Source organism: Streptomyces sp. NBC_01317 (genome assembly GCF_035961655.1).
Lineage (GTDB): Bacteria > Actinomycetota > Actinomycetes > Streptomycetales > Streptomycetaceae > Streptomyces.
In genome coordinates this window covers 5,090,334-5,104,014 of record NZ_CP108393.1, presented here as the reverse complement: position 1 = coordinate 5,104,014, position 13,681 = coordinate 5,090,334, and the positions used below count along the sequence as shown (strand labels likewise).

General features: G+C 72.1%; 10 protein-coding genes. 6 read left to right on the top strand and 4 right to left on the bottom strand.

All coding sequences use genetic code 11. From position 1 onward, the window contains the following. Nucleotides 1-1,049: 1,049 nt before the first annotated feature. The 3 genes from OG349_RS22130 to OG349_RS22120 all read right to left on the bottom strand — a co-directional run bounded on the left by OG349_RS22130 (nucleotide 1,050) and on the right by OG349_RS22120 (nucleotide 6,292). Nucleotides 1,050-1,949, bottom strand: coding sequence for a cellulose-binding protein (locus tag OG349_RS22130; RefSeq protein ID WP_327236258.1), 900 nt, complete (start codon nucleotides 1,947-1,949; stop codon nucleotides 1,050-1,052). Between the two features lie 240 nt (nucleotides 1,950-2,189). Further along, the gene (locus OG349_RS22125) at nucleotides 2,190-5,309 is read right to left on the bottom strand and encodes an SUKH-4 family immunity protein (protein ID WP_327238665.1); all 3,120 of its coding nucleotides are present in this window, start codon (nucleotides 5,307-5,309) and stop codon (nucleotides 2,190-2,192) included. Nucleotides 5,310-5,314: 5 nt separating this feature from the next. After that, on the bottom strand, nucleotides 5,315-6,292 hold the full coding sequence (locus tag OG349_RS22120) for an SMI1/KNR4 family protein (RefSeq protein WP_327236257.1): 978 nt from the start codon (nucleotides 6,290-6,292) through the stop codon (nucleotides 5,315-5,317). A 310-nt stretch (nucleotides 6,293-6,602) separates the two neighbouring features. On the opposite strand from OG349_RS22120, the gene OG349_RS22115 reads away from it, so the two are divergent. Both OG349_RS22115 and OG349_RS22110 read left to right on the top strand, forming a co-directional pair. Beyond that, nucleotides 6,603-7,103, top strand: a complete 501-nt coding sequence (locus OG349_RS22115; protein ID WP_327236256.1) for a YwqJ-related putative deaminase — start codon at nucleotides 6,603-6,605, stop codon at nucleotides 7,101-7,103. 8 nt (nucleotides 7,104-7,111) lie between these two features. Then, on the top strand, nucleotides 7,112-7,597 hold the full coding sequence (locus OG349_RS22110; protein WP_161312482.1) for an SUKH-3 domain-containing protein: 486 nt from the start codon (nucleotides 7,112-7,114) through the stop codon (nucleotides 7,595-7,597). A gap of 51 nt (nucleotides 7,598-7,648) precedes the next feature. Here the strand turns inward: OG349_RS22110 and OG349_RS22105 are convergent, their stop codons facing one another. Next, on the bottom strand, nucleotides 7,649-8,980 hold the full coding sequence (locus tag OG349_RS22105; RefSeq protein ID WP_327236255.1) for a sensor histidine kinase: 1,332 nt from the start codon (nucleotides 8,978-8,980) through the stop codon (nucleotides 7,649-7,651). Between the two features lie 156 nt (nucleotides 8,981-9,136). Between OG349_RS22105 and OG349_RS22100 the strand changes: the two genes are divergently transcribed. The 4 genes from OG349_RS22100 to OG349_RS22085 all read left to right on the top strand — a co-directional run bounded on the left by OG349_RS22100 (nucleotide 9,137) and on the right by OG349_RS22085 (nucleotide 13,623). Continuing rightward, nucleotides 9,137-9,991 (top strand): hypothetical protein, encoded by an 855-nt coding sequence (locus OG349_RS22100; protein WP_327236254.1) that lies wholly within the window; start codon nucleotides 9,137-9,139, stop codon nucleotides 9,989-9,991. A gap of 209 nt (nucleotides 9,992-10,200) precedes the next feature. Further along, nucleotides 10,201-11,670 (top strand): bifunctional UDP-N-acetylglucosamine diphosphorylase/glucosamine-1-phosphate N-acetyltransferase GlmU, encoded by a 1,470-nt coding sequence (gene glmU / locus OG349_RS22095; RefSeq protein ID WP_327236253.1) that lies wholly within the window; start codon nucleotides 10,201-10,203, stop codon nucleotides 11,668-11,670. Nucleotides 11,671-11,809: 139 nt separating this feature from the next. Continuing rightward, complete coding sequence (locus tag OG349_RS22090) at nucleotides 11,810-12,787, top strand: ribose-phosphate diphosphokinase (protein ID WP_161312478.1); 978 nt, start codon at nucleotides 11,810-11,812, stop codon at nucleotides 12,785-12,787. 242 nt (nucleotides 12,788-13,029) lie between these two features. After that, nucleotides 13,030-13,623 carry a 50S ribosomal protein L25/general stress protein Ctc gene (locus OG349_RS22085; protein WP_327236252.1) on the top strand — a complete coding sequence of 198 codons (594 nt, stop codon included), beginning with the start codon at nucleotides 13,030-13,032 and terminating at the stop codon, nucleotides 13,621-13,623. Nucleotides 13,624-13,681 lie beyond the last annotated feature (58 nt).

The following is a 13,681-nucleotide window of genomic DNA, read 5'->3' as shown; positions in this document are numbered from 1 at the left end:
GTCTGTTCTCGGCGTCTCGTCGCGGGCTGCGGCTTTCGGCGGGGCTTTGCGCACCACTTGAATGGGGCAGCCGGTCTCGTCTCGGCGGCTGACGACCGCCCGTTGGCCAGCGCACAAGCACCGTGTCTGAGATCCGTGGTCAGCTGCGGGGTCGGGCAGGGCCCCGGCCCGCCCTGGTGGTCAATATGCCCCATTTGCCCAGGCTTTGAGGCTCATAGGGGCCTCTTCCCCCTGGCCTTGTGTCCTGTGTTTCGTTAAGGGGCTCTGACAGCACACAACCCACCGAAACGGGCCCGGCGACCGCCCCACCCACCACACATGCCCCCACCACCCACTCAACTCCGGCTTGACGCCCGCGTACGGGCCGGTGGGTGACAGTCGGCCGCCAAGACTGCCCACCACCACACCCCGGCAGGCCAAATGCCCCATTTGACCTGGATTTTAGGGCTCCTGAGGGCCTCTCCCACCCGGCCTTGTGTCCTGTGTTGCGTTAAAGGGCTCTCACAGCAAACAACCCACCGAAACAGGCCAGACCAGCCGCCTCCCCCTACCACCACCGCCCCACCACCCACCCACCACAGACACGGTGCTTGCACACCCGCCAACAGACGGCGTGGCAGCCGCCGAGACGACTCGCCACCGCCCCATTCAAGTGGTGCGCAACACCCCGCCGAAAGGCGCGGACCGCGACGAAACACCAGGGACAAACAAGCCCCCCGGGGACCCCTCCCCCCGGGCCGCCCCCCTCCGCCTTCCCTAGCGGGGCCGGGGTGGGGGTCAAGGGTGACCGCAGGTCATCGCGCAGCGACGCGACGCAGGAGCGCCCTTGACGCCCACCCCGGCCCCGCGACAATCAACAACAGGGGCGGCCCCACCCGAACCACACAACCCGGGCACCCACGACTACCCCTCGGCCCGAACCCGCACCCAATCACTCACCCAAACCCAAACCCCCGTCACCACGACAAACCCAGCCCGTCCGGCGATTGAGGACAAGCAGTAAGCGCAACCGAACACCAACCCGCACCGAAGGAACCGAAGAAAACGCGTCACCCCTCCGCCGGCGCCCTCCCCGTCAGCGCGGCCAGCGCGTTGCGCACCAGCGTCATGTGCGCCTGCATCTCCTCGCGCGAGGCGTCGTGTTCCCGCACCACCCGCTGCGCCTCCCGCAGCGCCCGCTCCGCCGAAGCTCCCGCCGACGACAGCAGCTCCGCCGCTTTCGCCTGCGCGTTCTCCTGGCCGTGGCGGGCCCGCTCCCCCGCCTCGGAGAACGCGCGCTGCGCCTCCGTCAGCTCCGCCTGCGCGTACGCGGAGAGTTCCGCCGTACGGACCTCCCACTCCGCCGCCCGCCCGGCGATCTCCCGGTCCGTCGCCGCCAGCCGCTCCGCGTGGCCCTTCTCCAGGCCCTCCACCACCGCCTGCGTCCGGCGGCGCATCTCCCGCAGCTCCTCCAGCGCCTCCCCGCGCCACGCCTTCGCCTCGCGCCGCGCCTCGACGCGTTCGGTGTCGGCCAGCGCCTTCGCCGCGCCGAGCACGTCACGCGCGTACGCCTCCGCTTCCGCCCGCACCGCCTCCGACGCCTCCCGCGCCGCCTCCTTGGTCTCCCGGCCCTCCGCCCTGGCCGTGTCGAGCACCGCCCTGGCCTCCTCGCGGGCCTCCGCCCGCACCCGGTCGCCCTCGTCGGCGGTCAGCGTCATGATCTGCGGGGCCCGGCCGCCGAGCGACTCGTACGTCTGCGGTCCGCGCGCCCGCACCTCCTCGGCCCGCTCCCGCAGCAGCGCCGCCTCGCCCTCCATGCGCTTGGCGAGGACGGTGAGGCGGGCCGCGCGTTCCCACGCGTCGTCACGGACCCGCGACAGGGTGGTGACCTCGTGGTCCACCTGTTCCGGGTGGTAGCCACGCCCGCGCGTGGGCACGAAACCGTGAACAGACGGCTGAGCAGCACTCATCGGGAAGCCCCTTCCGGCACACAACGCGATCCGGCGCACATCCTGCTGGATCGAAGCGAAATGCGCATAATGCGACACTCCGCCCATCTGTCCTGCCCAAGGATGCGGCATGGCACGCGGAATGCCGGAATCCGCTGCTCAAGAGGGAGACGAGCCGGAAACGGCCCGGGCGCCCGCCGCGTCACGCGGAGGGCGCCCAGGTCATCCGTACAGCACGTTGTGAGGCTCGGAACGGATCTGTCAGAGCAGGCCGTCCCACATCTGCTCCAGCAGCACCGACCACCAGCTCTCCGGCGACGACAGCGCCGCCGGGTCCAGCGCCGCCAGCTGCGCCTGGAAGTCGACGGTCCAGCGGCCCGCCTGTTCCGGCGTCAGCCCGTAGCGCAGACGCCACATCCGGCCGAGGAGCGCCAGCGAGCGGGTGAACTCCGGCAGCCCCGTGTTGACGAACTGCGGCGGCACCGACTGCCCGCCAGGACCCGGCTCGACGGGGACGGCCATGATGTGCGCCGTACCGTACTGGACACAGATCGCCCGGCCGAAGTCACTGCCCATGACGAGGTACGAGCCCGCGTCGGCGGCCGGCTGGATCTGCCGCTGCGCGGCCAGTTCGGCCAGGGTCGGGACGACCGGGTGGGCCGGCTGCGCCCAGAAGAACGGCCCGAAGTCGGCCGGCAGCCCCGCCCACACGAGCGTGCGCGCGACGAGGTCCGGCACGCCCTGCCGGGACACCGCCCGCTGGTCGAACCGGCAGATGCCCTGCGGGCCGAAAGCCCCCAGCAGCTCCTGCGCGACGCCCTCGGGCGGGATCGGCGGCGCGGGCGGGATCTGCGGCAGCGGTGCCCGTACCGGCGCGGGGCGCGCCGGGCCGTCCGCGACCTGGTGCAACTCGCCCTGGTGGGTGAGCAGATGCTGCATGCCCTGCTGGCGGCTGGCGTGGTCCTGGCCGTACGGGGCGACGCTGGTGATCCGCACCTGCGGCCAGCTCTCGCGGATCATCCGCGCGCAGTACGCGCCGGGCAGCTCGCAGGACTCCAGCTCCGTGTGGAGTTCGAGGACCTGCTGCGGCGGCACGTTCAGGGCGCGCAGCTCGTGCAGGATCTGCCACTCGGGGTGCGGGGTCCCGGGCGCCGAGCGGCGGATGATCTGCGCCTCCGAGCCGTCGGGCGCGCGGTAGCGCAGGACGGCCTGGTAGCCGGGGCCGACGGTCGGCAGGCCGTAGGGCTGCGGGTAGCCGTACGGCGGGGGGCCGGACGCGGGTGCCTGGGGCACGGGGCCCGGTCCGTGGGGTGCCATGCCGTGCGGTACGGGACCGGCGCCGGGACCGGAACCGGGTGCGTACGGTACGGGGCCCGGCGGTACGGGGCCGTGCCCGGCCCCGGGCACGCCGGGCGGACCCGGCGGCTGCGGGGGGCCGGCCGGGGGGCCGACCGGGTTGGGGCCCGCGAGCATGGTCGCGGCGTGGTGCACACCGCCCGGCGGCGGCCCGGGAGGGCCGGGGGGCTGGGGAGCGCCGGGACCCGCGCCGGGAGGACCGGGCGGGCCGGGCGGCTGCGGGGCGCCCGCACCAGGGGCGCCGGGCGGGCCCGGCGGCTGGGGGAAGCCGGGCGGGGGACCGAGCGGGTTGGGGCCCGCGAGCATGGTGGCGGCGTGGTGCACCCCGCCGTCCGAAGGCGCACCGGGCACACCGGGACCCGCGCCGGGAGCGCCCGGCGGACCGGGCGGCTGCGGGGCGTCGGAGCCTTGCTGCGGGACCAGTTGAGTCGGCAGATAGCCGCTCGCCGGCACACCGGGCGCACCCGGGCCGGACGTCGGAGGCGTCCCGCCGGCCGCACCGGCCCCACCGGGAACACCCGGCGGGCTCGGCGGCGGAGGCGTGGTGGAACCACCCCCACGCCCGCCGCGCGGAGGCGCGTACGCCTTGCTGGTCGCGGCATCGGCGATGTCCCGGGCTCCGGGGGCGGGACCACTGCCGGGGCCAGCGCCGGGTCCGGCACTGCGATCCGGGCCGGGGGCGGCAGGGCCCGTACCAGCACCCGCGTGCCCGGCGGCCGGACCTGCCTGGCCTGCGCCGGGCCCTACGCCCGGACGCGCCTGACCTGTGTTGAGCTCCTCGCCGGGGCCCTGCCCCGCGCCGGGGCCCGCGTGGCCCATGCCGGGGCCCATGCCCGGCCCTGCGGGACCCACGCCGGGAGCCGAAGGGCCCGATCCGGGCCCCCCAGGGCCGGCGCCCGGACCCGTGCCCGGACCCGCGCCGTGTCCCATGCCGTGTCCCACGCCGGGAGCGTTACCGGGAGCCCCACCATGGCCCGCGGGGCCCGCGCCTGAACCCGCGTGAGCTATGCCCTGCCCTGCGGGACCCGCAAGACCCGCCCCCGGACCTGCGTGGCCCGCGCCGGGACCGCCACCAAGCCCCGCAGGGCCCGCGCCCTCGCCGGAACGCGCGGAATCCGTGCCGGGTTGTCCGGCAAAGCCGCCCCCCGGCCCCTCCACCGCCGGTGCGATCGTCGTCCTCGGCAGTCCGCTGCCGCTCGACATCAGGGCCGTCGGGGCGTCCGCCGCCAGGCCCGGGGGTGGGGTGTCCTCGTCGTCCGCGCCCGAGAGCGGCGGGGCGAAGACGGTGGGGGGCAGCGGTACGGAACCGTCGTTCGCCGCGTTTGTGTCCGTGCCCGTCCAGGGCGTCGCCCCGGGCGGTACGGGCGGCTGCGGGCCCGGTCGTACGGGACCGCCGGGCGCCGGCGCGTTCGTGTCCGTCCCGGCCCACGGTGTCGGCCCGGGCGACCCGGAGGGGACGGAGGGGACGATGTCGGTGGGGGCGTAACCCCCGCTCGCCGCCAGCGGCGCCGCGCCGCCCAGTGAACCGCCGCCCAACGACTCGTTGCCGCCCAGCGATCCGTTGCCGGGGGCGCCGGCCCCGTACCCGCGTACGAGATCGGTCGGCGCGTCCTCCGGAGAAGGCGACGGAGACGGAGCCTCGCGCCTGTCCGGGATGCCCAGTCTGTCCGCCGCCTCCTGGAGCCACTCCGGCGGCGTCAGCAGGAACGACGTCTGGTTCAGGTCGATCCGCTGCGGCGCCTCCGGCGCGGGTACGGCGTCCGTGGGCGCCCCGTACTCCTCCTCGTACCGCCGGATCACCTCACCGACCGGCAGCGCCGGCCACAGCGACGCGTCGCCGCTGTCCCTGGCGATCACCAGCCGCTGCCGCCCGCCGTCCGAGACCGGACCGCCCTCGCGGTCCTCCGCCCAGACGACGAAGCCCAGCTCGAACTCCCGTACCCGCACCTCACGCTGCTGGTAGCCGGGCACCTCACCGTTGATCCACTCTTCCGCGCGCTCCTGCGCCTGCGCGAAGGTCACCATCGTGGTCATCCCTCCACCGGGACGGCGCGGGCGAAGCCACCGTCCACCATCAGGTTCGCCACCGTCTCCAGCTCCGGCGGGTTGCCCGCCAGGCGGAGCAGGAAGGCGTCGAAGTCGTCGCCGCACGGCAGCAACAGCCGTTCCACCCGCTCCTGGACGCTCCAGCCGTCCTGGTCGCGGGCGTCGTCGTACGCGCAGAACCAGACCGAACCGAGCCGCTCACCCCTGACCTTGACGGCCAGGATGCCGCCCTGGACGAAGCCCACCGCCAGGTAGTCCTTCGTCAGATGGTCCCGCAGGCACTTGTTGACGTACACCAGGTCGTTGAACGCCGCCTCCTCACGCACCGTGAAGAACGGCTGGTCCACCAGCAGCCCCAGCTCCGCGTCGAGCGCCGCGCCGGCCGGCGCGCAGCCGCCCGCCGCCTTGAGGAACGAGCGGTACGCGCCCGGCAGCCGGTAGCCGAGATCCTCCTCGACGCCGAGCACCTGCTGCTCGGTGACCGACATCGCTCCCTTGGGCAGCCCGAAGTGGCCGGGCCTCGTCTCCTGGAGCGGGCGCGTCCCGCGCTTGGCGTGGTCCACGCGCGCCGTCGCGAGACCCCCGTGGTGCCGCAACAGGGCCTTCACCTCGACCGGTACGAGCACCAGCCGGCGCGAGCCCGGCGTGTGGTGCCAGGTCCAGCCGTGCGGAGTGGCCACCGCGGGGACCGTGTCCCACAGCTCATGGCCCGCGGCGGCCAGCGCGGCGTTCGCCGACACGTAGTCCGTGAGCCGCAGTTCGTCCACGCCGAACCCCTCCGGGGGGTCCGCTATCTCCGCCGCGGCACGCGCGTACGGCACAAAATCCGGACGGCCGTCCTCGTCCACCCGCACACCCCCGGGGTGGCGGGACGCCCGGACCGGGTCCGGGAAATGCACGACCTGCCCGGCGTAGGCCGCGTTCGGTGGCGCGGCTTGCTGCCCGAGCCGACCTGTCGTCATGGCGGTTGCCCCCTGCTGCTTCCGGCTGGTTCAGCACAGCCCTGGTCCGGACAGCCTATGCGGTGGGGCAAGAGGGGACCGAGACGCTCCGGGGCCGCGATCGCACCCCCGGCCCCGGGTCCCGGCACACCCCGGCCGGACCCTCCCCGTCCCCGTGACCAACGGTCACGCCCGGGTGACCCAGCGCCGACAGAACGCCCCTATTCATGCCCCAGCTTTCCCACGGCCCGTCACATTTGGCAGGCTGTCCCCTCGACACGGGGGCGTGATACCAGCGGCTTCCCGCCGCGGGCACGGGAGGGACAGCACTTTGCACACAGCACCGACCGACACGTCCGGCGACCCACGCCTCAGCTGGAGCAGTACGGAACCGCACCGGGCGCCCGCGCTCCGGCAGCGCCGCGACGGCATCCTGCCCGCCGTCGCGGCGGCCCTCACCGTGCGCGGCGAGAACCTCACCTGCACCGCCGGCAAGGCCGACAAGCCGCCGACGCTGCACCCGCTCGTACAGGACTTCCTCGACACGCTCACCAGCGGACAGCGGGAACGGTTCACCGGCCGCTGCCCCGAGGCGATCCTGCTCTCCCGCCACCTCACGGCCACCGAGGAGGGCCGCTCCAAGCGGGCCAGGCGCAAACCCCTCACCCACGGCGAGGCGCGCCGCTCCCTCAAGCAGGCCAAGCTGACCGCCCGTCGCATCCGGGAGGACGGCGACCCGCTGCACGGCAGTTACGCACCGCCGTGCCGGTCCTGTACGGCCATGCTCGCCCACTTCGGCGTGCAGCCGGTCGACCCCACCGAGAAGAACTGAGCCGCGCCATGCCCGACCTCTCCACCACCCGCTTCCCCGTGCCCATCGACGCCGCCCTCCGCGACGCCGGCTGGCAGCCGGGGCGGTGGGACATAAAGCAGGCCGAGGAGTGGGCGGACACGCTCCGCGCCCACATCACGCCCGCCGGGCACACACACGCGGTGTTCCCGGCCGCCGTGGAGGCCTGGGCGGAGTTCGGCGGCCTGCGGGTCGCCGCGCCGGGCCCGGGCCGTCAGATAGCCCCCGTGGCGTTCCGTATCGACCCCATGGCGGGCATCCACCTGGCCCGTACCCTCTCGGACCTGGGGCGCTCACTGGAGACCGGGATGAGCCCGCTGGGCGAGGACGACGGGCAGGGGGTGCTGGCGATCGACGACACCGGGGCGGTCTACAGCATCGACCACACGGGCGACTGGTTCCTGGGCCCGGACATCGACCAGGCGCTGGCCACCTTGATCGCCGGCAAACTCCCCACGCGCCTGACGGAGAACTGACCCCGGACCACCTCGTCCCAGGACACGAGTGCCACCACCCACCCCACCCCCCTAAGCCGCAGCCCGGTACGGCAGCACCGCCGACACCCGGAAACCCCCCGCGTCCGTCTCCCCCGAGACGAAGACGCCGCCCAGCGCCGTCACCCGCTCCCGCATCCCCAGCAGGCCGTTGCCGCCGCTCGGCAGGCCCGCGTCCTGCGCGCCGCTGTCCGACGGGCCGTTCTCCACCTGCATCGCGACCTCCGCCTCGCGGTGCGCCAGCCGTACCACCACCTTCGCGCCCGCCGCGTGCTTCAGGACGTTGGTCAGCGCCTCCTGCACCACCCGGTACGCGGTCTGTTCCACCTCGGCGGCGTACGGTCGCGACTCCCCGTGCACCGTCAGCTCCACCACCATCCCCGTCTCCCGGGACTGGCCCACCAGCGCCTCGATGTCCCCCATGCCGGGCCCGTCCTCGGCCGCCGCGGCGGCGGCAGCGGCGGCCGCCAGCCCCACCGCCGCCAGCGGCACGGTCAGCGCGGGACCCGTGTCCGAGGCCTTGCGCGCCGCGACCTGCTCACCGGCCCGCAGCACCCCGAGCATCTCGCGCAGCTCGGTCAGCGCCTGGCGCCCCATGTCGCCCACCAGCGCCGCGTTCTTCACCGCCTTCGGCGGGTCCTTGAGCGCCACCGCCTGCAACGCCGCCGCGTGCACCACCATCAGGCTCACCCGGTGCGCCACCACGTCGTGCATCTCCCGGGCGATCCGGGTCCGCTCCTCCGTACGCGCCCACTCCGCGCGCTGCTCCGCCCGGTCCGCCAGCAGCGACAGTTCCTGCTCCAGGCTGTCGGCGCGCTCCCGCAGGCTCTCCATCAGCCGCCGCCGGGCCCCGACGTAGAGGCCGAAGAGCACGGGCGGGGCGGTCAGTCCGACGGACATCATGATCGCGATGAGCGGTACGTACCACCGGGCGGCGTCGAAGTCCCCCTCGGAGACGCTCTGCCGGGTCCGTATGAACGTGACGATCAGCGTGCCCGCCAGCTGCATCCCGGCCAGGGAGGCGATGACGCGGCGCGGTATCTCGGAGGCGGCGAGGGTGTAGAGCCCGACGACCGCCATCAGGAAGCCCATCTCCGCCGGGGTCACGGCGATCGAGACGAGCACCACGCTGGCCGGCCACCGCCGCCGCAGGAGCAGCGCGGAACCGGCCAGGAGGCCGAAGACCACCCCCACCGGTACGGGCAGCGCGGCGGTGTCCGCGAACCGGACCCCCTCCAGCCCGCACTCCAGGGCCGACACACCGGCCAGCCCCACATCCAGAACAACACTCCGCCGACGCTCCCACCACCAGTAGCCGCGGGCGGTCGGGCCCGCGGCGTCCTGATGAGCCCCCGTTGTGGTCATGTCTCCCAGCCTACGGGCGGGCGCGACTCATTTTCTTGTGTCCTGGATTGCGCTGGACGGGACGAGGGACACAACAGATGGGGAGCGATCACTCGAACTGGTGAATCGACCATGCATTCGAGCCGGAAGTCATGATTCCGTACGACGATTTCCCGCATGACATCTCTGAACGGCAAATATGCCGACTTCGAAGGACTCCGGGAGCGGGCGGTGGCGCTGCGGCGGGAGGGGTTGAGCCTGCGGCAGATCCGCGACCGCCTCAAGATCCACAACAACGACCTCCTCGGCCGCCTGGTCAGGGGCGAGCCCGCACCGGAGTGGACCAAACGCCCGAGAGCCAAGGACGACCTGCGGGAGAAGGCGCGGGAGCTGCGCTTACAGGGGCTCACGTACGACCAGATCCAGGTGGAGCTGGGGTGCTCGAAGAGTTCGATCTCGCTGTGGGTACGGGACCTGCCGAAGCCGCCGAAGCGCACGCGCGAGGAGGCGTCGGCGATCGGGCGGCGAGGCTGGGAGGCAACGCTCGCTCGGCGGGATGTGGAACGGCAGCGGACCAAGAGCGAAGCGACGGCCGAGATAGGCACCCTGTCCGAGCGCGAACTCTTCCTGATCGGAGTCGCGCTCTACTGGGCGGAGGGGGCCAAGCGCAAGACCCACCGACCGCAGGAACGGGTCTCGTTCATCAACAGTGATCCGAACATGATCAGAGTGTTCCTGGCATGGCTCGATCTGCTCGGCGTCAGCAAGGATCGCTTGCGCTACCAGGTGCAGATCCACGAGTCCGCCGACGTGGGCGCCGCCGAGCAGTTCTGGGCAGAGGTCGCGGGCGTCGAGGTCCAGGCGTTCGGCAAGACCACACTGAAGAAGCACAACCCCACGACCAACCGGAAGAACGTCGGAGACAGATATCGCGGGTGTTTCTGCGTGCGAGTCCTACAGTGCGCCGACTTGTACCGTCGCATCGAGGGCTGGTGGTACGGCATAGTGTTAGCTGCGACGCCACCAGCCTAGCCAAATGTCTGGTTTGGTTGCACATGATCCCCCATGGTGTAATCAGGCAGCACTGCGAGTTTTGGTCTCGTATGTTCAGGTTCAAATCCTGATGGGGGAGCTTCACGGAACGGGTCCTGACCTTCACGGTCAGGACCCGCACTCGTTTCCGGCGCGAAACCCCCCGGTATCCTGCGGTGGTCCACCACCCGAAGCCGAAGGGCATTCCCGTGAGCGCCAACCGCCCGGCAGCCGTCGTCGTTCTCGCAGCGGGTGAAGGCACCCGCATGAAGTCGAGCACTCCCAAGGTCCTGCATGAGATCTGCGGGCGTTCGCTCGTCGGACATGTGGTGGCCGCGGCCCGTGACCTCGGGCCCGAGCATCTCGTCGTGGTCGTCGGACACGCCCGTGAGCAGGTGGAGACCCATCTGACCGAGGAGTACGACGGGGTACGCACCGCCTTCCAGGCCGAGCAGAACGGCACGGGACACGCCGTCCGTACCGCCCTCCAGGAGCTGGGCAGTGTCCCGGACGGGACCGTGGTCGTCGTCTGCGGCGACACCCCGCTCCTCTCCGGCGACACGCTGAACGCGCTCGCCGCCACCCACGCGGCCGACGGCAACGCCGTCACCGTCCTGACCGCCGAGGTCCCCGACTCCACCGGGTACGGACGGATCGTGCGGGACGGCGCCAGCGGCGCGGTCACCGCGATCGTGGAGCACAAGGACGCCACCGACGCGCAGCGCGCGATCCGGGAGATCAACTCCGGGGTGTTCGCGTTCGACGGGCAGCTCCTCGCGGACGCGCTCGGCAAGGTCCGTACGGACAACAGCCAGGGCGAGGAGTACCTGACGGACGTCCTCGGCATCCTGCGCGAGGCCGGCCACCGCGTCGGCGCGGCGGTCGCCGCCGACCACCGCGAGATCCTGGGCATCAACAACCGGGTCCAGCTGGCGGAGGCGCGCCGGCTGCTGAACGCGCGCCTGCTGGAGCGGGCGATGACGGCCGGGGTGACGGTCGTGGACCCGGCGTCGGTGTTCGTGGACGTGGACGTGACGTTCGAGCAGGACGCGGTGATCCACCCGGGCACCCAGCTGCTGGGCACGACGCACCTCGGTGAGGGGTCGGAGGTCGGGCCCAACTCCCGGCTCAAGGACACGCACGTGGGCGCGGGCGCGCGCGTGGACAACACGGTCGCGGACGGCGCGGAGATCGGCGCGTCGGCGACGGTCGGCCCGTACGCGTATCTGCGGCCGGGGACCCGGTTGGGTGTGAAGGCCAAGGCCGGTACGTACGTGGAGATGAAGAACGCGACGATCGGCGAGGGCACGAAGGTGCCGCACCTGTCGTACGTGGGTGACGCGACGATCGGCGAGTACACGAACATCGGCGCGGCCAGCGTCTTCGTCAACTACGACGGCGAAGTGAAGCACCACACCACGGTCGGCTCACATTGCAAGACGGGCTCGGACAACATGTTTGTGGCGCCCGTCACCATCGGCGACGGCGCGTACACGGCGGCCGGGTCGGTCATCACGAAGGACGTACCGGCGGGTTCGCTGGCCGTGGCCCGTGGCCAGCAAAGGAATATCGACGGCTGGGTGGCGCGGAAGCGGCCGGGCAGCGCGGCAGCGCGGGCGGCCGAGGCGGCGGGTCCGGCAGCCGCTCCGGCGGGTGGAGGGGCCGGCGGCGAAAGCTGACCGGAAACAGCCGCGCTCATCTCGGCGTACCGTGATATCGACCCATCCGTTTATCGCACATCGCGTAACTGCACGATTCGGCTGGCTCGCAGCGACACGCGGGTGCAGCGGCAGTCAACACGTCTGAGGAGACAGTGCTGTGACCGGGATCAAGACGACCGGCGAGAAGAAGCTGATGCTCTTCTCCGGCCGCGCCCACCCCGAGCTGGCCGAAGAGGTCGCCGACCAACTGGGTGTCGGGATCGTTCCGACCAAGGCGTTCGATTTCGCCAACGGTGAGATCTACGTCCGCTACCAGGAGTCGGCCCGTGGCGCGGACTGCTTCCTGATCCAGAGCCACACCGCTCCGATCAACAAGTGGATCATGGAGCAGCTGATCATGATCGATGCTCTCAAGCGGGCCTCGGCCCGGAGCATCACCGTGATCGTGCCCTTCTACGGATACGCCAGGCAGGACAAGAAGCACCGCGGGCGGGAGCCGATCTCGGCCCGTCTGGTGGCGGACCTGATGAAGACGGCGGGCGCCGACCGAATTCTGACGGTCGATCTGCACACGGACCAGATCCAGGGGTTCTTCGACGGCCCGGTGGACCACCTCTTCGCGCTGCCGGTCCTCGCGGACTACGTGGCCGGGAAGGTGGACCGTACGAAGCTGACGGTCGTCTCGCCGGACGCGGGCCGGGTGCGGGTCGCGGACCGCTGGTGCGACCGTCTCGGCGCGCCGCTGGCGATCGTGCACAAGCGGCGTGACAAGGACGTGGCGAACCAGGTGACGGTCCACGAGGTCGTGGGCAATGTCGCGGGCCGGGTGTGTGTGCTGGTGGACGACATGATCGACACGGGTGGCACGATCTGCGCCGCGGCGGACGCGCTGTTCGCGCACGGCGCGGAGGACGTCATCGTGACGGCGACGCACGGGGTGCTGTCGGGTCCCGCCGCGGACCGGTTGAAGAACTCGAAGGTCAGCGAGTTCATCTTCACCAACAGCCTGCCGGACCCGGGTGACCTGGAGGTCGACAAGATCACGGTGTTGTCGATCGCGCCGACGATCGCCCGCGCGGTGCGCGAGGTGTTCGAGGACGGGTCGGTGACCAGCCTCTTCGAGGAGCAGGCGTGACGACCTTCGCCTGAGAGGCTTGAGAGGCCCGGGAGCCTGGGCCAAGATCGCCCGGGAGCCCGGGCGAAGATCGATTTCTGGGGCGGCCTCCCCGCCGGGTAGACTCACCGAGTTGCTCGGCGAGGGAGGCCGCACCTGTGTGCGGTTGGTCCGTTATCGACGCGCTCTTCGTAGCAGGCCTGTCGTGGCCGGGTGACGGCATTTTCCGTCATCTTCTGTCAGAATCTACGAGGAGTGCAGTCATGTCCGAACTGAAGATCAGCGCCGAGATCCGCAACGAGTTCGGCAAGGGCGCCGCCCGCCGTGCCCGCCGCGACCAGAAGGTCCCCGCGGTCATCTACGGCCACGGCGCCGACACGGTGCACGTGACGCTGCCGGCCCACCAGCTCCAGATGGCGCTCCGTACCGCGAACGCCCTGCTCGACCTGGACATCGACGGCCGCAGCGAGCTGGTCATCCCCAAGGCGATCCAGCGCAACGCCATCAAGGGCGACATCGAGCACGTCGACCTCCTCGCGGTGAAGCGCGGCGAGAAGGTCATCGTCGAGGTGGCCGTGCACGTCGAGGGTGAGCTGGCCCCGGGCGGGAACCTGCTGGAGTACGTCCTCAACACGATCACCGTCGAGGCCGAGGCCACGAACATCCCGACCTCGGTGACGGTCTCCATCGAGGGCCTGGACTCCGGCGCGACCGTGCTCGCGCAGGACATCCCGCTGCCGACCGGCACGACGCTGTCGATCGACGGCGAGGCGGCCGTCCTCCAGGTCGTGTCCGCGCAGGCCGAGGAGCCGGCCGCGGAGACCGCCGAGGGCGAGACCGCGGGCGCCGAGGCCTGATCCAGGCGCATCCACGCCTGACTCGACGGGGTGGCGGGCCTGCGGGCCCGCCACCCCT